Source organism: Pannonibacter anstelovis (genome assembly GCF_036881715.1).
Taxonomy (GTDB): Bacteria; Pseudomonadota; Alphaproteobacteria; order Rhizobiales; family Stappiaceae; genus Pannonibacter; species Pannonibacter anstelovis.
The window spans coordinates 13,337-32,740 of record NZ_JBAKBF010000001.1 but is presented as its reverse complement, the minus strand read 5'-3'; the positions used below and the strand labels follow the sequence as shown (position 1 = coordinate 32,740).

Annotated in this window: 20 protein-coding genes; 18 read left to right on the top strand and 2 right to left on the bottom strand. The window is 63.5% G+C overall.

Annotation, left to right across the window (positions count from 1 at the left end; all coding sequences use genetic code 11):
* Positions 1–58 precede the first annotated feature (58 nt).
* Both V6L75_RS00155 and hutC read left to right on the top strand, forming a co-directional pair.
* Complete coding sequence (locus V6L75_RS00155) at positions 59–1,483, top strand: formimidoylglutamate deiminase (RefSeq protein ID WP_334249531.1); 1,425 nt, start codon at positions 59–61, stop codon at positions 1,481–1,483.
* 37 nt (positions 1,484–1,520) lie between these two features.
* Entirely contained in the window at positions 1,521–2,246 is a 726-nt protein-coding gene (hutC, locus tag V6L75_RS00150) for a histidine utilization transcriptional repressor HutC (protein ID WP_334249530.1), read from the top strand.
* A 15-nt stretch (positions 2,247–2,261) separates the two neighbouring features.
* On the opposite strand, the gene V6L75_RS00145 is transcribed toward hutC, so the two are convergent.
* Positions 2,262–2,969, bottom strand: coding sequence for a metal-dependent hydrolase (locus V6L75_RS00145; protein WP_334249529.1), 708 nt, complete (start codon positions 2,967–2,969; stop codon positions 2,262–2,264).
* 265 nt (positions 2,970–3,234) lie between these two features.
* Between V6L75_RS00145 and V6L75_RS00140 the strand changes: the two genes are divergently transcribed.
* The 16 genes from V6L75_RS00140 (at position 3,235) to V6L75_RS00065 (ending at position 18,847) form a co-directional block, all read left to right on the top strand.
* Positions 3,235–3,930 carry a GntR family transcriptional regulator gene (locus tag V6L75_RS00140; RefSeq protein ID WP_334249528.1) on the top strand — a complete coding sequence of 232 codons (696 nt, stop codon included), beginning with the start codon at positions 3,235–3,237 and terminating at the stop codon, positions 3,928–3,930.
* A 192-nt stretch (positions 3,931–4,122) separates the two neighbouring features.
* On the top strand, positions 4,123–4,650 hold the full coding sequence (gene ruvX, locus V6L75_RS00135) for a Holliday junction resolvase RuvX (protein WP_334249527.1): 528 nt from the start codon (positions 4,123–4,125) through the stop codon (positions 4,648–4,650).
* A 12-nt stretch (positions 4,651–4,662) separates the two neighbouring features.
* Positions 4,663–5,589, top strand: a complete 927-nt coding sequence (locus V6L75_RS00130; protein ID WP_334249526.1) for an AEC family transporter — start codon at positions 4,663–4,665, stop codon at positions 5,587–5,589.
* Between the two features lie 160 nt (positions 5,590–5,749).
* Positions 5,750–6,649 (top strand): aspartate carbamoyltransferase catalytic subunit, encoded by a 900-nt coding sequence (locus V6L75_RS00125; protein WP_197717608.1) that lies wholly within the window; start codon positions 5,750–5,752, stop codon positions 6,647–6,649.
* A gap of 11 nt (positions 6,650–6,660) precedes the next feature.
* Positions 6,661–7,962: a dihydroorotase gene (locus V6L75_RS00120; RefSeq protein ID WP_162544471.1), complete on the top strand. Its 1,302-nt coding sequence runs from the start codon at positions 6,661–6,663 to the stop codon at positions 7,960–7,962.
* A gap of 24 nt (positions 7,963–7,986) precedes the next feature.
* The gene (plsY, locus tag V6L75_RS00115; protein ID WP_334249525.1) at positions 7,987–8,640 is read left to right on the top strand and encodes a glycerol-3-phosphate 1-O-acyltransferase PlsY; all 654 of its coding nucleotides are present in this window, start codon (positions 7,987–7,989) and stop codon (positions 8,638–8,640) included.
* Positions 8,637–9,776, top strand: a complete 1,140-nt coding sequence (gene dprA, locus V6L75_RS00110) for a DNA-processing protein DprA (protein ID WP_334249524.1) — start codon at positions 8,637–8,639, stop codon at positions 9,774–9,776. Before plsY ends, dprA begins: the two co-directional genes overlap by 4 nt.
* A 213-nt stretch (positions 9,777–9,989) precedes the next feature.
* On the top strand, positions 9,990–12,743 hold the full coding sequence (gene topA, locus V6L75_RS00105) for a type I DNA topoisomerase (RefSeq protein ID WP_334249523.1): 2,754 nt from the start codon (positions 9,990–9,992) through the stop codon (positions 12,741–12,743).
* The gene (gene rnr, locus V6L75_RS00100; protein ID WP_334249522.1) at positions 12,740–15,112 is read left to right on the top strand and encodes a ribonuclease R; all 2,373 of its coding nucleotides are present in this window, start codon (positions 12,740–12,742) and stop codon (positions 15,110–15,112) included. Before topA ends, rnr begins: the two co-directional genes overlap by 4 nt.
* A gap of 2 nt (positions 15,113–15,114) precedes the next feature.
* Complete coding sequence (locus V6L75_RS00095) at positions 15,115–15,582, top strand: DUF983 domain-containing protein (protein WP_334249521.1); 468 nt, start codon at positions 15,115–15,117, stop codon at positions 15,580–15,582.
* Between the two features lie 15 nt (positions 15,583–15,597).
* Positions 15,598–16,344 carry an NUDIX hydrolase gene (locus tag V6L75_RS00090; protein ID WP_334249520.1) on the top strand — a complete coding sequence of 249 codons (747 nt, stop codon included), beginning with the start codon at positions 15,598–15,600 and terminating at the stop codon, positions 16,342–16,344.
* A 164-nt stretch (positions 16,345–16,508) separates the two neighbouring features.
* Entirely contained in the window at positions 16,509–16,676 is a 168-nt protein-coding gene (rpmG, locus tag V6L75_RS00085) for a 50S ribosomal protein L33 (protein ID WP_019966402.1), read from the top strand.
* A gap of 231 nt (positions 16,677–16,907) precedes the next feature.
* Positions 16,908–17,294, top strand: coding sequence for an NHLP leader peptide family RiPP precursor (locus V6L75_RS00080; protein ID WP_334249519.1), 387 nt, complete (start codon positions 16,908–16,910; stop codon positions 17,292–17,294).
* Positions 17,295–17,332: 38 nt separating this feature from the next.
* Entirely contained in the window at positions 17,333–17,716 is a 384-nt protein-coding gene (locus V6L75_RS00075; protein ID WP_334249518.1) for an NHLP leader peptide family RiPP precursor, read from the top strand.
* Positions 17,717–17,886: 170 nt separating this feature from the next.
* Positions 17,887–18,327 (top strand): hypothetical protein, encoded by a 441-nt coding sequence (locus V6L75_RS00070; RefSeq protein ID WP_334249517.1) that lies wholly within the window; start codon positions 17,887–17,889, stop codon positions 18,325–18,327.
* Positions 18,328–18,424: 97 nt separating this feature from the next.
* Entirely contained in the window at positions 18,425–18,847 is a 423-nt protein-coding gene (locus tag V6L75_RS00065) for a hypothetical protein (protein ID WP_334249516.1), read from the top strand.
* 51 nt (positions 18,848–18,898) lie between these two features.
* Here the strand turns inward: V6L75_RS00065 and V6L75_RS00060 are convergent, their stop codons facing one another.
* Positions 18,899–19,399, bottom strand: coding sequence for a DUF4405 domain-containing protein (locus tag V6L75_RS00060; RefSeq protein ID WP_334249515.1), 501 nt, complete (start codon positions 19,397–19,399; stop codon positions 18,899–18,901).
* Positions 19,400–19,404 lie beyond the last annotated feature (5 nt).

The window sequence follows — 19,404 nt, the reverse complement described above, 5'->3', positions numbered from 1 at the left end:
TTCGGTTTATTTATGTATGTACATAATAGCCCTGTCAATCAGCAAAGGCGGCGAAAGAATGAGCAGCGCAAGAAACGGAGAAACTCCGGCAAGTGGCGGAAACCCGTCTTTCGCGGCGCAGGTTCTGTGGGCGGAGCAGGCGCTTTTGCCCAATGGCTGGGCAAGCGGCGTCACTGTGCATATTGGCGCTGATGGCACCGTAGGCCATGTGGCCGCCGGAACGCAGCCCGAGCAGAATGCCATGCGTTTGGGGCTGCTTCTGCCCGCCCCGGCCAACCTGCATTCCCACGCCTTCCAGCGTGCCATGGCCGGGCTGACCGAGCGGCGGGGGCCAGATCCGCGGGACAGTTTCTGGACCTGGCGCCAGCTGATGTACCGCTTTCTCGACCAGCTGACGCCGGAGGATGTGGAAGCGATCGCCGCCTTCGTGCAGATGGAGATGCTGGAGGCAGGTTACGCCACCAATGTGGAATTCCACTATCTCCACCACCAGCCAGGTGGTGAGCCCTATGCTGACCTTGCCGAAATGTCCGCCCGCATCGCAGCGGCTGCAGCCACCTCCGGTATCGGCCTGACGCTGCTACCGGTTTTCTACCAGTATGGCGGCTGCGACAAGCGGGCACTGGGGCCAGGGCAGATCCGTTTCGGCAATGACATGGACCGCTTCGCCAGGCTGGTGGACTGCGCCGAGGCCGCCTTGCGCGCCCTGCCCGCCGATGCCCGCGTTGGCGTAGCCCCGCACAGCCTGCGCGCCGTCTCCGCCGAAGACCTTTCCCGCGCAGCCGCCTTGCGCCCGCATGCGCCGCTGCACATGCATCTGGCCGAACAGGTGGCCGAGGTGGAAGAAGTGAAGGCCCATCGCGGCGCAAGGCCAGTGGAATGGCTTCTGGCCAACCAGCCCGTCGATGGCCGCTGGTGCCTGATCCACTGCACTCAGATGGAGGAGGCCGAAACGCTGGGCCTTGCCGCAACGGGCGCGGTGGCAGGCCTTTGCCCGATCACGGAATCGAGCCTTGGCGACGGCATCTTTGACGGCGTGCACTTTGCCGCAGCTGGCGGGCGCTTCGGCATTGGATCGGACAGCAACATCCGCATTTCCCTCACAGAAGAGCTGCGCACCCTCGACTATTCCCAGCGCCTGCGCGACCGCTCGCGTGCAGCGCTCGCCACGGCGGAGCGCTCCACAGGCCGCGTACTGATCGAGGAGACGATCCGGGGCGGCGCTCAGGCCGCTGGACGCAAGACAGGTGAAATTTCCCAAGGCTTTCTTGCGGACCTGCTTGCGCTGGACACGGAAGATGCCAACATGCTGGGCCGCAGCGGCGACACCGCCCTCGACAGCTGGATCTTTGCCGGAGACGACCGGATCGTCAGCGACGTCTGGGCTGCAGGCCGGCATATGGTCAAGGGCGGACGTCACGTGGCGCGGGATAGTATCAAGAAGTCTTACATGCGGACCATCCGCAAGCTGAAAGACGCCTGACCGGGGAAACCGGACGCGCGAAAACCGGACACGGGGAATGACAAAGGCAGACGCAAACAGGCCGGGCGCAGGAACTGGACAGATCACCTGGCAGTCCATTCAGGCAGAAGCGCTGCGGCGCATTCATGACCGGGAATGGGCGCCAGGCAGTCTGATCCCGCATGAGGAGGAGCTTGCGGCTGAGTTTGGCTGCGCGCGGGCCACCGTCAACAGGGCCCTGCGGGAACTGGCCATCCTCGGCATGCTGGAGCGGCGCCGCAAGGCCGGAACGCGTGTGCCGCTCAATCCGGTGCGCCGCGCAACGTTCCAGATCCCGGTCATCCGGCAGGATGTGGAGGCCAAGGGCATGGATTATGCCTATCAGCGGCTGACACTCGGCACAAAGCCCCTGCCCTCTGCCATTGCGCAAGCCCTGTCACTGGAGCCTGGCACACCCTGCCTGCACGTTACTTCCCTGCATTTGGCGGATGGCAAGCCCTATTGCCAGGAAGACCGCTGGATCAATCTGGCAGTCGAAGGCGCCGAAGCGCAGGATTTCGTGACCATCAGCCCCAATGAATGGCTGGTGCACAACATTCCCTTCTCGCGTGGCGGCATCGATTTTTCCGCCACCAGCGCCAGTGCGATCCTCGCCGACATGCTCCACTGCAAGCCGGGCGAGGCCCTGTTCGTCATGGAGCGCACCACCTTCTCGGGCGACATGCCCGTCACCGCCGTACGGCTGACCTATGCGCCGGGGCACAAGGTCAGCACGGCGATCTGACGGGCGGCGCCAAGATCAGAGCGTCAGCGCTTCGCCCGCCTTCGGCGCCTTCACCGTGGCTGCCTTGGAGCCCATCGCGGCGATAAAACCCTCTGCCGACTGGTCGACCATCGGGAACGAGGCGTAGTGACACGGAATGATGGTCTCAAAGTCAAAGAAGCGGCTGCAAGCCAGCGCGGCGGCCTTTGCGCCCATGGTAAAGCGGTCACCAATCGGCACGAGGCCGATTTTCGGCTGATGCAGCTCGCGGATCAGCGCCATGTCGCCGAAAATATCCGTGTCGCCCATGTGATAGAGCACACTCTCGCCGGGCGCTGCCAGGATGATGCCATGCGGGTTGCCCATGTATTTGAGCCCGTCTCCATCCTGGCTGGTGGCAGAGGAATGGATTGCCTGCGTCAGCCCCACCTTGAACGGCCCCAAATCCACCATGCCGCCGGAGTTCATCGGGTTGATGTTCGAAATGCCCTTGCCCGACAGCCACATGCAGATCTCGAAATTGGCCATGACCTGTGCCCCGCTCGCCTTGGCAATCGCGACCGTGTCACCGATGTGATCATCATGACCATGGGTCAGCAGGATGTGGGTCACGCCGGCGCTGGCTTCTTCCACCGTCAGACCGGCGGGAAACCCGGGATTGCCGGTGAAGAACGGGTCGATCAGGACCACTGCATCCTTCACCTCGATGCGGAAGGCGGAATGTCCAAGCCAGGTCAGTTTCATTGCAATGCTCCAGACTGAAGGCGGCCCCGGACAGGGCCCCAGGATCGGCAGGGGCGCAAGGCAAGCTCTCGCAAGTTAAAGCCAAGCTGCTGCGCGCAATCAGCCCGGAATATAAGCCGCCCCGCCCGGACAGCAACCTCTGAGGCAGGCCGCAAGCTTCCTGCTTGCCGAAACACCTGCGCTGTGCGAGCACTTGCCCGTATGGCGGCAGGTATGGCCTGACTGTCTTACCGGCATTTATCCTTGATGATGCAGCAAGGGCCCCATGACGCAGAACTCCTCGCAGGACACTTCAAAGGACAATGGCATCACCGCCCCGGGAGCGCAGAAGCAGTTGCACAGCGCCGTCATTGCCCGTCAGCTGGAGAACGAGATCATTGCCGGTGAACTGAAGGCAGGCAGCAGGCTGGACGAAATCGCCCTGGCCGAACGCTTCGGCGTGTCCCGCACGCCGGTGCGCGAAGCACTGCATATCCTTGCCTCCCGCCATCTGGCCGAGCGCGTGCCCTATCGCGGCGTGATCGTTGCCAGCATCACCCGCGAGCGCATTGACCAGCTGTTCGAGGCCATGGGCGAGATCGAGGCGACCTGCGGGCGCTTTGCCGCCGAGCGCATGACCATGAGCGAGCGCGCAGCGCTGGAAACCCTGCATCTCGATATGGTGGAGATGGCGGAAACCTGCCTCCACGAGGCCTATGAGGACGGCAACACCCGTTTCCACACGCTCATTTTCGAAGGCACCCACAACGATGAGCTGATCCAGATCGCGCATGGCTTGCGGCTGAAGCTTGCGCCCTTCCGCCGCTCGCAGCTGCGGGCGGCCGAGCGGATGAAGAAATCCAACGAGGAACATGCACTCATCGTCAATGCCATCATCGAGCGGAATGCAAAGGAAGCCGAGCGCGCCCTGCGCCGCCATCTTGTCAGCGCGGCAAGGGCTGTTCTGGAGCACATGACCTAGCGATTTCAGATAATTCGGATGAATATCTCATTGTTTGAGTCAAGCGGACCGGCTCCCTAATTCCATACAAATACAAATATTTACAGCTGTTTATACCTGATATCTAAGCTCTGGTCTCAGGTGGGAAGCCGGAAAGGCGTACCAGCCCTCTTCCTCTGGCTTTGGGCCACGGCACCTGATACACGCCAGTTCATGGCAAACGACCCCGCTCTTCCGCTTGAAGACTTCATCGCCACTGTGGCTCCCGGCAGCCGGCTGATCGGTCTTGACCTTGGCACCAAGACCATTGGTCTGGCGCTGTCCGACATTGGCCGGGGCATTGCCACGCCGCTGGAGACGATCCGGCGCGAGAAATTCACGCTGGATGCGCAGAAGCTGCTGGCGATCTGTGAAAAGCAGGGCGTGGGCGGGCTGGTCATGGGCCTGCCGCTGAACATGGATGGCAGCGAGGGGCCACGTGTGCAGGCAACCCGCGCTTTCGTGCGCAATCTGGCGGAAAAGACGGCCCTTCCCATAGCCTATTGGGACGAGCGCCTGTCCACCGCTGCCGTCACGCGCACGCTGATCGAAGCAGACCGCAGCCGGGCCCGGCGGGCAGAACTCGTCGACAAGATGGCCGCCGCCTACATCCTGCAAGGCTTCCTCGACCGGCTGGGACACCTTCAGATGGCGCAGGAAAAACCCCGGCGCACCTTCACCATTATCGATGACGAAGACTGACGGCTTCCCGCCATGATGATGACTTTGAGTGCTCTCCTGCCTGTGATTCTGGTCATCGCCTGCGGCTACGGCGTGGCGCGGGCGGGCCTCATCACCGGCGACCAGTGGCGCGGCATCGAGCGGCTGGCTTATTATGTCCTGTTCCCTGCCGTGCTGTTCCGCACCATTGAAACGGTCGATTTCTCGAAGCTGCCAACCTTTGGCATGGGCTTTTCGCTGGTCGGAGCCATTCTGACCCTGGCCGCACTGCTGCTGGTAATCCGTCTGCCTCTGGAGCGGATATTGGGCATTACCGGCCCGCGCTTCACCTCGATCTTTCAGGGTACCTTGCGGTGGAACGCCATGATCGCGCTGGCCATTGCCGGAAACGTCGTGGGAGAAGACGGTCTGGCCATGCTGGCCATTGCCATGGTCTTCATGATCCCGCTGCTGAATGTGCTCAGCATTCTTGTGCTGTCGCATTATGCCAACGGCAATCCGCCAAGTGCAGCCAAGATCGGCAAGGATCTGGCACTCAATCCCTTCATCGTTTCCATTGCGGCTGGCATCCTAGTGAACCTTGCAGGCCTGCCCCTGCCGGATGCGGTGGGCTCCACCCTTGCCATTCTCGGCAGCGCCTCCTTGCCCATCGGTATCATCTGCGTGGGGGCAAGCCTTGACCTTTCCTCCCTGCGCCGCCCCGGCCCTGCCCTTGCGCTCGGCACTTTCCTGCGCCCCCTGCTGATGCCGCTGGCCGCCTATGGCTTTACGCTGCTTCTTGACGTCACGGGCACGCCTCAGCTGGTGGTGATCATTGCCAGCGCGGTACCGACCGCCAGCAACGCCTACATCCTCGCGCGGCAGATGGGCGGCGACGCCAAACTGATGGCAGAGATCATTACGCTGCAGACATTGGCCGCCGCCGTCACCATTCCGGCAGCCCTGCTGATTTTGGGTTGAAGGCCCGCGAACCGGCCGCGCATGTGGACAGGCGGCCCGGGAGCGCCTGCAAAACCATTCCGCGCTTGTAGACTCGCCGCACAAGGCCTATCCAGTTCACTCGATGAGCGCACAAGAAAACCATCGAGCAGGCCTTTTCCCCCATCGTCATTTGCTGGGCATGGAAGGCCTTCAACCCCAGGACATCCTCGGCCTTCTGGACCGGGCGGATCAGGCTGTCGAAGTCTCCCGCCAGGTTGAAAAGATCCGGCCGGTGCTTCGTGGACGCACCCAGATCAACCTGTTCTTCGAGGCCTCGACGCGGACGCAATCGTCCTTCGAGATCGCGGGCAAGCGCCTTGGCGCGGATGTGATGAACATGCAGGTCTCCGCGTCTTCGGTGAAGAAGGGCGAGACGCTGATCGACACAGCTGCGACGCTGAACGCCATGCACCCGGATATCCTCGTCGTGCGCCACCATGCGGCAGGCGCGGTGCATCTGCTGGCACGCAAGGTGGGCTGTTCGGTGATCAACGCCGGTGACGGCCAGCACGAGCACCCGACACAGGCGCTGCTGGATGCCCTGACCATCCGCCGCCACAAGGGCAAGATCGCCCGGCTGACGGTCGCCATATGCGGTGACATCCTGCATTCGCGCGTGGCCCGCTCCAACATCATCCTGCTGAATGCGCTCGGTGCAAGGGTGCGCGTCGTTGCCCCCTCCACCCTGCTGCCCAGCGGCATTGACCGGATGGGCGTGGAGGTGTTCCGCGACATGAAGGAAGGCCTTAAGGGCGCCGACATCGTCATGATGCTGCGCCTGCAGCGCGAGCGCATGAATGGCGCCTTCATTCCGTCCGTGCGCGAGTATTACCGCTATTACGGGCTTGATGCGGAAAAACTGGCCTATGCCAAGGAAGATGCGCTCGTCATGCATCCCGGCCCGATGAACCGGGGCGTCGAAATCGACCCGGCAGTGGCCGACGGGCCGCAGAGCCTCATCCGCGAACAGGTGGAAATGGGCGTGGCCGTGCGCATGGCCGTGCTGGAAGCCCTCGCCGCCCATCTGCCGAACCAGTAGGAGCCTGATCCGTGGCCCAAGACACTCCCAAGCCCCTGGTTCTCAAGAATGCCCGGGTGATCGATCCGGCACGCGGCCTTGATGCGGATGGCAGCGTGATCATCGCCGATGGCACCATTCTGGCGGCCGGCCCCGAAGCCCAGAACCAGGGCGCGCCCTATGGCGCCGAGATCATCGACTGCGAAGGCGCCATCGTCGCGCCCGGCCTCATCGACATGTGCGTGTCGGTGGGCGAGCCTGGCCACGAGCACCGCGAAACGCTGGCCAGCGCCAGCGAGGCAGCAGCCGCAGGTGGTGTCACCACCATCGTCACCATGCCCGAGACCGATCCGGTGATCGACGATCCGGCACTGGTGGATTTCATCCTGCGCCGCGCCCGCGACACGGCGGTGGTCAATGTCCGGCCCATGGCCGCCCTCACCAAGGGCCTTGCCGGGCAGGACATGACCGAAATCGGCCTGTTGCAGGAAGCCGGAGCCGTTGCCTTCACCAACGGCCACAAGTCCGTCCGCAATGCGCAGATCATGCGCCGGATCATGACCTATGCGCGGGACTTCGGCGCGCTGGTCGTGCATCACACGGAAGATCCGGATCTGGCGGGCGGCACCATGAATGCCGGTCTCAATGCCTCGTGGAAGGGGCTTTCCGGTGTGCCGCGCGAGGCCGAGATCATCATGATCGAGCGGGACCTCAGGCTCGTCGGCATGTCCCGCGGGCGCTATCACGCCAATCTCGTCTCCACCTCGGAGGGAGCCGCTGCCATTCAGACCGGCAAGGACCGGGGGCTGGACGTGACGGCGGGCGTGTCCATCAACCATCTGACGCAGAACGAGAACGACATCGGGCCCTACCGGACCTTCTTCAAGATGTCGCCGCCCCTGCGCGATGAGAATGACCGCATGGCCATGGTGCAGGCCGTGGCCGATGGCACCATCGACATCATCTGCTCCAACCATGACCCGCAAGACGTGGAAACCAAGCGCCACCCCTGGGCGGAAGCCGAGGACGGGGCCATCGGCCTTGAAACCCTGCTGGCCGCTGCTCTACGGCTTTATCATGCAGGCGACATCGGCCTTCTGCCGCTGCTGCGCGCCATGACGCTGAACCCGGCCAACCGGCTGGGCCTTGACGCCGGCCGCCTCACGGCAGGTGCTCCGGCCGACGTGATTGTCTTCGATCTGGACCGGCCCTGGGTGCTTGAAAAGAAGGCCATCCGCTCCCGCTCCAAGAACTCGCCGTTCGAAGATGCGCGTTTCTCGGGCCGGGTGCTCACAACCATTGTTGCAGGCCGCAAGGTCTACGATTACGCTTGACGTAACACCACCGGAGATAAACGCGTGGACACCGCGCTTTCATTTGATCTTGCCCCGCATCTGATTTTCGCCTCCCTCGCCCTCGGCTATCTGCTGGGCTCGATCCCCTTTGGTCTCGTCATCACCCGCATGGCGGGCCTTGGCGATATCCGCAAGATCGGCTCGGGCAACATCGGCACGACGAATGTGCTGCGCACGGGCCGCAAGTCGCTGGCGGCAGCAACGCTGCTGGGTGATGCGCTGAAGGGCACAGTCGCGGTGCTGATCGCTGGCTATTTCTTCGGCCCCTCCGCCGCGATGCTCGCCGGTCTTGCCGCCTTCCTCGGGCATATTTTCCCGGTCTGGCTCGGCTTCAAGGGCGGCAAGGGCGTGGCGACCTATCTGGGCATCCTGCTCGGCCTCAGCTGGCAGGCAGGCATCGTCTTTGCGCTCAGCTGGATCCTTGCCGCGTATCTCTTCCGCTTCTCCTCTCTGTCGGCCCTGATCGCCAGCCTCATCAGCCCTGTTGTGCTGGTGCTGCTGGGTCAGATGCAGCTTGCGCTCGTCTTCGCGCTGCTGACCGCCTTCCTGTGGGCCAAGCACCACGAGAATATCCGCCGGCTTCTGAGCGGCACGGAATCGAAGATCGGTTCCAAGGCCAAGACCGAAGCACCTGAAGGGTCAGACACGCCATCATGAAGACAGGCCCGCAGCCCGGCAGAACGATTGTCCTGAGCGACCGTCAACGTCTCGCCTGGCTGCGGCTGATCCGCTCGGAAAACGTTGGCCCGGCCACGTTCCGCGGCCTCGTCAACCATTGCGGCTCGGCGGAGGCGGCCATCGAGGCCCTGCCCGAACTGTCCCGCAAGGGCGGCAAGACTGCCATTCGCATCTGTTCACTGGCTGACGCGGAAGCCGAACTCGAAGCCCATGCCCGCGCCGGAGCACGGCTCGTGGCCATGGGTGAGGCAGATTATCCTCCGCACCTGCGCCATATCGACGGCCCGCCGCCACTCATCTCCGTGCGCGGAAACGGCAGCACCCTCGCCAATCCCAGAGCCCTTGCCATCGTCGGAGCGCGCAATGCCTCGCTGGCAGGCCGCAAGTTTGCGGCACAGCTCGCCGGAGAGCTTTCTCAGGCGGGTTTCACCATCGTCTCAGGCCTCGCCCGCGGCATTGATGCCGCCGCGCATGAAGCCTCCATGGGCTTTGGCACCGTCGCCGTCTTTGCAGGCGGGGTGAATGTGCTCTACCCGCCCGAGCACGCCAGCCTGCTGGAGCGGCTTCTGGCTGCAGGCGGCAATGCCATCAGCGAAATGCCTTTCGGCTGGAGCCCGCGCGGACGCGACTTTCCCCGCCGGAACCGCATCATTTCCGGCCTGTCGCTGGCGGTGATCGTGGTGGAAGCGGCCAAGGGGTCCGGCTCGCTGCATACTGCCCGCTTCGCGCTGGAACAGAACCGCGAAATCCTCGCCGTGCCCGGCTCGCCGCTCGATCCGCGCTGCGAGGGCTGCAATCACCTGATCCGGCAGGGCGCGCAGCTGATCACATCCACCGCCGACATTCTGGAAGCCATCGGCAACCGCGCCGCGCCCGATCTGCCGCCGGAACTGGACCTTGAAGAACCTTCCTGGGAGGGCCCGGACGGCAACCTGCCGGAAGACAGCGCCCGCGCCCGCCTCATCGAAGCCCTCGGCCCGACGCCGGTTGGCATCGACGAACTCATCCGCGACACCCGCCTCTCCGCCCGCGCCGTCCACGTGATGCTCCTGGAACTGGAACTCGCCGGCCGGCTGGAACGCCACTCCGGCCAGAGGGTCAGCCTGACCAGTTGATCTGCGCCGTTCAAAAGGCAAAAGCCCCCGTCAGCTCCCGGTGCTGCAGAGAGTTCAAACAGGCAGAATCACAAGCGTGGCTTGACCTTCTGTCCACAAACGGTCATTTGACAGGCGGCTTGCGATCCTTGATCGTTGCCGGGGGAACAAGAATTTGCAGCGGAAACGGCCGGACGATCTGGTCACGGCCCGCTCACCAGCTTCTGGATTGTGATGAACATCGTCATTGTGGAATCGCCGGCCAAGGCCAAGACGATCAACAAATACCTGGGATCGGACTATCACGTTCTGGCATCCTATGGTCACGTGCGCGACTTGCCGGCGAAGGATGGCTCCGTCCGTCCTGACGAGGACTTTGCCATGATCTGGGAGGTGGACAGCAAGTCCCAGAAGCGCCTCAACGAGATCGCCGCCGCAGTGAAGGGGGCCGACCGCCTGATCCTCGCAACTGACCCGGATCGCGAAGGAGAGGCTATTTCCTGGCACGTGCTGGATGTGCTGCAGAAGAAGAAGGTGCTCAAGGACATTCCGGTCGAGCGCGTCGTCTTCAACGCCATCACCAAGCAGTCGATCCTGGAAGCGATGAAGAATCCGCGCCCGATCGACACGCCGCTGGTGGATGCCTATCTCGCCCGCCGTGCGCTCGATTATCTCGTCGGCTTCACCCTCTCCCCCGTCCTGTGGCGCAAGCTGCCGGGTGCGCGCTCTGCCGGACGTGTGCAGTCCGTGGCGCTGCGCCTCATCTGCGACCGGGAAATGGAGATCGAAACCTTCGTCAAGGAAGAGTACTGGTCTATCCTCGCCAGCCTGAAGACGCCGAAGGGTGACGGCTTCACCGCCGCCGTGGTGGGCTTTGACGGCAAGAAGCTCGGCCGCCTCGACATCAAGACCGAAGAGCAGGCACAGACCATCAAGCGCATGCTGGAAGGCGCCAGCTACCGGGTGGAGAGCGTTGTCTCCAAGCCCGCAAAGCGCAATCCGCAGCCGCCCTTCACCACCTCGACGCTGCAGCAGGAAGCTTCCCGCAAGCTCGGCTTCTCCGCGTCCCGCACCATGCAGGTGGCGCAGAAGCTTTATGAGGGTATCACGCTCGGCGGCGAGACCACCGGTCTCATCACCTATATGCGTACCGACGGCGTGCAGATCGCCGGCGAAGCCATTGCTGCCGCCCGCCGCGTCATTGCCAGCGACTTTGGCGACAAATACGTTCCCGAAAAGCCGCGCTTCTATTCCTCCAAGGCCAAGAACGCCCAGGAAGCGCACGAAGCCGTGCGCCCGACTGACCTTGGCCGCCGCCCGCGCGATGTCGCCCGTTTCCTCGATCCCGATCAGGCCCGGCTTTACGAGCTGATCTGGAAGCGCACCATGGCCAGCCAGATGGAATCGGCCGTGCTGGAGCGCACCACCATCGACATTGACGCCAGCGGCTCCGGCAAGCACGCCGCCCTGCGCGCAACCGGCTCTGTTGTCCGCTTTGACGGCTTCCTCGCGCTTTATCAGGAAGGCCGGGATGACGACGAGGACGAGGATTCCCGCCGCCTGCCGGCCGTGGATGATGGCGCGCCGCTGAACCTTGCCGCTGTTGACGGCAAGCCGGGCATTGATGCCAGCCAGCATTTCACCACGCCGCCGCCGCGCTACACGGAAGCCAGCCTCGTCAAGAAGATGGAAGAGCTGGGCATCGGCCGGCCTTCCACCTATGCCTCGACGCTGCAGACCCTGCGCGACCGCGAATATGTGGATCTCGACAAGAAGCAGCTGGTGCCGCAGGACAAGGGCCGCATCGTCACGGCCTTCCTCGAGAGCTTCTTCTCCCGCTATGTGGAGTTCGACTTCACCGCGAGCCTTGAAGAGCAGCTGGACCGGATTTCTGCCGGTGAGCTGTCCTGGCGCGAAGTGCTGGCCGCCTTCTGGCGCGATTTCTCCGCCGCCGTGGCCGAAACGAAGGATCTGCGCGTTGCACAGGTGATCGACGCGCTGAACGAGCTGCTGGCCGCCCATATCTTCCCCGTGAAGGAAGAGGGCAAAGACCCGCGCGCATGCCCGTCCTGCGCCACCGGCCAGCTGTCGCTGAAGGTCAGCCGCTTCGGCGCCTTCATCGGCTGCAACAACTACCCCGAATGCAATTACACCCGCCAGCTGGCACGCGGTGCCGAGGGCGAGGACGGGGAAGCGGCTGCCGATGGCCCGAAGGTGCTGGGCACCGACCCGGAAACCGGGCTGGAGGTCTCCCTGCGCACGGGCCGTTTTGGCCCTTACGTGCAGCTGGGCGAGGAAGCCAAGCCCAAGCGCGCCTCCCTGCCCCGTGGCTGGTCTGCGGCGGATATCACGCTGGACAAGGCCTTGCAGCTGCTGTCCCTGCCCCGCGAAATCGGCCCGCATCCGGAAGATGGCAAGATGATCTCGGCCGGCATCGGGCGCTTCGGCCCCTTCGTGCTGCATGACGGTACCTATGCAAACCTCTCCTCCGCCGATGAGGTGTTCTCCGCCGGCATCAACCGCGCCGTCGATCTTCTGGCAGAAAAGCGTGCCAAGGGCCCCCGGGGCCGTACAGCGCCTGCTGCGCTGAAGGAGCTGGGCGAGCACCCCGATGGCGGCCCAATCACCGTGCGCGATGGCCGCTACGGGCCTTACGTCAACTGGGGCAAGGTCAACGCAACCTTGCCCAAGGGCACTGACCCGCAGGCCGTGACGGTGGAGCAGGCGCTGGAGCTGATTGCGGCCAAGGGCGGCGGCAAGAAGGCAGCGGCGAAAAAGCCGGCTGCCAAGAAGGCTGCGCCCACCAAGAAGGCTGCCCCGAAGAAAGCTGAAAAGGCTGAGGACGGCGAGGCTGCGCCGAAGAAGGCGGCAGCCAGGAAGACCACGGCAGCCAAGGCGAGAACCGCAACGGCGAAGACAACAGCCGCGAAAGCGCCTGCCAAAAGCAGATCCAAAGCCGGCAGCACTGCCGCAGACGAGGCCAATTGACCACGAAACGCACCCACGGCGGCGGCGGCGCATCCGATCAGCGCCCCGCCCGCACCCGCAAGAGCGCACCGAAATCCGGCGGCAGGGCCGCAAAACCGGCCAAGACGCCGGGCGCCTTTCCCTCGCGCGAGGACATCCTTGCCTTTGTCGCAGAAAACCCGGGCAAGGCAGGCAAGCGGGAAGTGGCGCGCCATTTCGGCATCGTCGGCGCTGCCCGCATCCAGCTGAAGCGCATCCTCAAGGATCTGGCCGAGGAAGGCGTCGTCGAAAAGCGTCAGAAGCGCCTGATCCGCCCCGGCGACCTGCCGCCCGTTTTCGTGGTCTATCTCAACGCCCGCGATGCCCATGGCGAATTGCTGGGCGAACCGGTGAACTGGGACGAAGAGGCAGGCGCACCGCCGAAAGTGCTGGTGCTGACGGGCCGCGATACGCCGCGCGGCGCAACGCCAGGCATCGGTGACCGGGCGCTGGTGCGCCTTGCCGACCTTGATCCCGGCCCGGAAGCCGCCCACGCTGCACGTGTGCTGAAGCTGTTGGAACGCCAGCAGGGCGCCATCCTTGGCATCCTGCGCGAACGCGCCGGGCACATGCCGCCCTATCTGGAGCCCATCGACCGCAAGCAGCGCGAACTCGACATCGACACCTCCGACCTGAAAGAGGCGGTGGATGGCGATCTTGTCAGCGTCGAGATCACCCGCATTGGCCGCTACGGCGCGCCGAAGGCCCGGATCGTGCGCCGCTTCGGCTCGCTGAAGTCGGAAATGGCCGTCTCCGAAATCGCGCTGCAGAGCCATGGCATCCCCCATGTCTTCCCTGCCGCCGTCGAACTGGAGGCCGAGCGCGCCCAGCCGGTGACGCTTGGCAAGCGCGAGGACTGGCGCAAGATTCCCTTCATCACCATCGATCCGGCAGACGCCAAGGACCACGACGACGCGGTCTATGCGGAAGCCGACGAGGACCCGGCAAACGAAGGCGGCCATGTGGTCTTTGTCGCCATTGCCGATGTCGCCCACTATGTCCGGCCCGGCACGGCGCTGGACCGGGAAGCGCATCTGCGCGGCAACTCGGTCTATTTCCCCGACCGGGTGATCCCGATGCTGCCGGAGCGCATCTCGAACGATCTGTGCTCGCTGAAGGAGGGCGTTGACCGCCCCTCCATGGCCGTGCGCATGGTCTTCGACAAGACCGGCCGCAAGATCGCGCACACGTTCCACCGGGTGCTGATCCGCTCTGCTGCCAAGCTCTCCTATCAACAGGCGCAGGCGGCCATCGACGGCCAGACGGATGACAAGACCGGCCCGCTGCTGGAGCCCATCCTCAAGCCCCTGTGGGCGGCCTATGAATGCCTGACCCGTGGCCGTGATGCCCGCGAGCCGCTGGATCTTGACCTGCCGGAGCGCAAGATCAAGCTGAAGGCGGATGGCACGGTCGATTACGTCTTCATCCCGGACCGCCTTGATGCGCACAAGCTGATCGAGGAGTGCATGATTCAGGCCAACGTTTCGGCTGCCGAGACGCTGGAAAAGCGGAAAGTGCCCCTGCTCTACCGTATCCATGATGCATCGAGCCCGGAGAAGCTGCAGTCGCTGAAGGACTTTCTGTCCACCCTCGGCATGAAGCTGCCGTCCGCCGGCGGCCTGCGTCCTGCCACCTTCAACGGCATTCTGGCCAAGGTGAAGGACACGCCGCAGGCCCATCTGGTCAACGAGGTGATCCTGCGCTCACAGGCTCAGGCCGAGTATGCGCCGGACAACATCGGCCATTTCGGCCTCAACCTGCGCCGCTATGCCCATTTCACCTCGCCCATCCGCCGCTATGCCGACCTTATCGTGCACCGCGGGCTGATCCGGGCGCTGGGATTCGGCTCCGATGGCCTGCCGGAGGAAATCGGCGGCAAGCTCGCGGCCATCGGCGCGGAAGTCTCCGCCGCCGAGCGCCGGGCCATGCTGACCGAGCGCGACACCATCGACCGGCTGATCGCCCTGTGGATGAGCGAGCGCGTCGGCGCCCGCTTCACGGGCCGCATTGCGGGCGTCGTCAAGTCGGGCATGTTCATCAAGCTGGATGACACGGGCGCGGATGGCTTCATCCCGGCCTCGACCATCGGCCACGACTACTACCGCTATGACGAAGCGTCGCATGCGCTGATCGGCGAGAGGACTGGCGAAACCCACCAGCTTGGTGACAAGGTAGAAGTCGAGCTGGTGGAAGCGGCCCCCTTTGCCGGAGCCTTGCGGTTTGCATTGCTGAGCGAGGGGCGCATCACCGCCAAGGGCGCACGCCGGAAGGGCGGCTCGTCAGGGCCGGGCGGGCGCAGTTCACCCGCCCGCAAAGGCGGCTTCACCCCGGGACGGAGGGGGAAAAGGTAGTCATGGGCTTGCAGTATCTGACGGGGGGAGGCCCTGAGGAACCTGTTCGTGAAAAGCCGAAGCGCAATGTGGGACAAGCAATCCTGCGCGGCTTTTCCTGCCGGTGCCCGGCATGCGGCGAGGGGAAGATCTTCACCGGCTATCTGACGGTGAACCCGGCCTGCAGTGTGTGCGGTGAGGAGCTGCATCACCAGCGCGCCGATGACGCCCCGCCCTATTTTACCATTACCATTGTTGGCCACATCATCGTGCCGGCCATGATGGCGGTGGAATTTGCCTGGCGTCCGGCTGTGTGGATCCATATGGCCCTGTGGCTGCCGCTGACCCTCATCCTTTCACTGGGCTTCCTGCGCCCGGTCAAAGGTGCTCTGATTGGCCTGCAATGGGCGCTCTACATGCATGGCTTCGACCCCGAAGCCATCGAGGACCTGCCCGAACCGGATCCTGCTGCAAGCCACCGCAGCCCCTGAGAAGCTGAGCCTGACATGAGCGACGAAGGCCTTGCCGCCCTCCACAAGGAAGCCCAGACGCACACGGGCCACGCCTATATCCGCCCCAAGGACGCCTCGACGCTGCTGATTCTGGACCGCAGCGGCAGCGCCTTGCGCGTGCTCATGGGCAAGCGCCATCAGCGCCACACCTTCATGCCGGGCAAGTTCGTCTTCCCCGGCGGGCGGGTGGACCCGGGCGATTCCCGTGTGGCTGTCTCTTCCAGCTATCATCCGGAAGTGGAGCGCAAGCTTGCCGTGCTGCCAAAGGGCGGCAAGCTGACGCCCTCGCGCCTCAAGGCGCTTGCGGTGGCCGCCGTGCGCGAAACCTACGAGGAGGCTGGCCTCTTCATCGGCCGCCGGACCGGGCGCCAGTGGCCAGCAAAAGGTGATTTTCAGGCCTTCTCGGAGCGGGGCATCGAGCTTGACCTTTCGCCCGTGCGCATGGTCGCCCGCGCCATCACGCCGCCGGGCCGCCCGCGCCGCTTCGACACGCGTTTTCTGGCCGTCTTTGCCGATGGAATCGCGGACCGGCTGCCGCAGGGCACCGGCCCTTCGGGGGAACTTGAGGACATCGCCTGGCTGACTCTGGCAGAAACGCGCGATGCGGACCTGCCCATCATCACCCAGAAGATTCTCTCCGATCTTGCCGAAAGGCTTGCTCATGACCCGGATCTGGCGCCGGAAACACCGGTTCCGCTCTATTATGCACGTGGAAACGGCTTCGCCCGGGAGCTGATCTGAGCCATTGCCGGGGAATTTTGCGGCGAGCCCGCGCCAGAGCTTGACTTTGGCTGGCTTATGAGTAGTTTGCGCCCTGATTTCGTGACACCGCAGCGAACTCAAAGGGCGCCAGAGACTGGCCGCATTGAGCGTTTGCCGGACTAACCAGAACAGGATCGAAGGCTATGGCCAAGGCGACCACCATCAAGATCAAGCTGCTTTCCACCGCTGACACCGGTTTCTTCTACGTGACCAAGAAGAACTCCCGCACCATGACTGAAAAGATGTCCATGCGGAAGTACGACCCGGTTGCCAAGAAGCACGTCGAGTTCAAGGAAACCAAGATCAAGTAATCCGCGCCGCTCCGTATTGGCGGAGCCCCTGCCCGCGCCATCCCGGTGGCCGCACTAGGCAGAGTGCAGGACATGATCTTCCTTTCAAGAAGCCCGCAAGGCGATGCCTTGCGGGCTTCTTGCTGTTTGTGCGCTCCACTCGCCTTGATGGAACTTTCAAGGTCTATCTCTCCAAACACTCTCTGCTGCCGGTAATGTGATGCCACATCAAACTGCACGGAGACGAGACCGATGGACATGATGCCGGATGCCCGCCAGACCCTGGAGACGGCCATTCGCAGGAGGGCCGGTGAGGACGCCGCCTTCCGCAATATGCTCCTGACGGACACGAAGGCGCTGCTTGAAGAGGTCTTCGGGGCGCAAGGTGCCCCCGGCCTCCAGATCAAAGTCATCGAAGAACAACCCGGCGAAGTGGTTCTGGTTTTGCCTGCTGTTCCGGCAGGTCACGATGAACTGTCCGCGCAGGATCTCGACAAGGTCTCCGGCGGCATGCCTTCGCAGGCAGAGATCATGGCGCTCATGAATTCTCCGGCACGTGCAGCTGCCTTTGAAGCATTGGTCAGCCATATCAACAACGCAGCCCGGGGCAAATGGACAGTTATTGGCAACATGCGCTGATCCCCACTTCCTGCAGAAAAGACAAAGGAAAGACAGACATGCCAAACCAACCCATCACCGGCCGCCTTGAACTTGAAGCTGCCATCCAGGAGAAGGCCGGGACGGACGCCGCCTTCCGGGCGGCGCTGCTGGCCAATCCGGCAGCTGCACTTGAGCAGGCTTTCGGTCTGGCCGTGGAGCCCGGCATAACCATTCGTGTCATTGAGGAAAAGCCGGGTGAAGTGGCACTGGTGCTGCCAGCGGGTGCCGGTGAGCTTTCCGGCAAGGATCTGGAGGCCGTGTCCGGCGGCTATGCAGTCAATGCGCAGGTGACCGATTCCGTCACCCAGACCAACGTCAAGCACCCCGGCGAAGGCAACAATACCATGCGCTGGCCCGTCAGTTCCCGCAAGCTCTTGGGGCTCATCGGCCGGTACGATTGACCTGACGGCAGGACATTGCCCGTGATGAAGCCCGGAATTCTTGAAAGACGGATCACCTGTGAAGCACTGCAGCACAACAGAGCCGCAAGCAACGTTGATTCCCAGGCAGACTCACGCAAGCCCTCCCCTATCACTTTGATTTCATGTCTGCCGATGACAGGAGACTGCATATGGCTGAGGAATTTCTGACTGTGCCAGTACGCCTTGCAGCTGAAGCCGTCTTGCGCGAGAAGGCAGCCGCGGACCCATCCTTCCGTGCGCTGCTAACTGCAAATCCGGCAGAGGCCATTTCCAGCACGTTCGGAGACGCACCGGATGCAGGAGTGAGTTTCCGCGTCATAGAGGAAGGCCCGGAAGAGATCGTCTTTGTTCTGCCCCCTCTGCCAGACGAACTGTCAGACAAGGAGCTGGCCACCGCGTCAGGCGGGCTCACGCTCAACCTTTCGATCGATCCAAACGACCTCGTCATAACCAAGCCAGGTGGCAGCTACAACATAACTCTGATCAAATCGAGCGCTGGGACAGGATCGCCTGTCTGGGCCGCTTTAGATCCCTTCAAGACAAGCCAGATCAACTGGCAGGAAGGCTACACAGTTTACGGAGCCAAGTAAGGGTATTCGCCTCTGGTTCCCGGTCTTGCAACCGTGTCAGACGCCGCCCTTCGGTCTCTCTTCATTTCACCGGTCAAACTCTCGCAAGGACCTCATCATGAGCGAAGAAAACATCCCCGCCCGCCTTGCCTGTGAGGCCTTCCTGCGTGAGAAGGCAGCAGGAGACGCGGAATTTCGTGCAAGGCTCGTCAGCAACCCGGCTGAAGCCGTCACCGAAATCTTCGGCCAGGCCCCCAAGGACGATCTCACCTTTCGCGTGATTGAAGAAGTGCCCGGAGAGGTGGTGCTTGTTCTGCCGCCGCTGCCCGGTGAATTGTCCGAGCAGGAACTGGCTTCAGCGTCTGGCGGCTACTCGGTCACCATCAACAACACGGGCGGTGGCAGTTCCAGCTTCTTCATCTTCCAGAAGGGTCCGCAGACCGGCGGCTCCGTGCCCATTGCATGGTCCACACTGCCGGGCGGTTCAGGCACGGGGGCAACCTTTACCTGGAACATCAATTACGGCGCATCCTGGTGGTGAACCAGCCGGTGCGCGGCTGCAGTGATGCGCCGCACACAAACCACATTCGCGTCAGGGAGCAGTGACAGCCTTCGCCATCATGGCCATGGGCGCCTCCCCACGGCTCGCCGCAAGGCCAGAGAGCGTGTCAGAACCGGCAGCTCCTTTGATGCCCGCTTGCTCAAGCCTTGCGATCAGCGCAGCCTCCTCAAGGCCCAGAACCGGCGCCACAACAGACAGGGGCGCATTCTGAACAGCGGCAACCATGGCCATGGCCGGATTGCCGCTGCGCCCCGGCCCGCTCAAGGCCTCTGCCGCAAAGAACCCGCCTGCGGCAAGACTGCCCGCCAGCGCCAGCGGCATGGCGGCACGGCGGAAATACCCAAGCATCGGCTTCCAGTTGCGCCACAGATGAACGGCCACAGGCGCCAGCAGCACCATGGACAGAACTTCATGCATTTCGTGGAACAGGCCGGATTGCCAGCCGAAGAAGAGAGCCACGCCTGAAATGGTGGAAACGAGGAACAGCCCGGCGGTCAGCGGGGTTGTCCATCGGAAAAGAAGATCGCGCATGACTG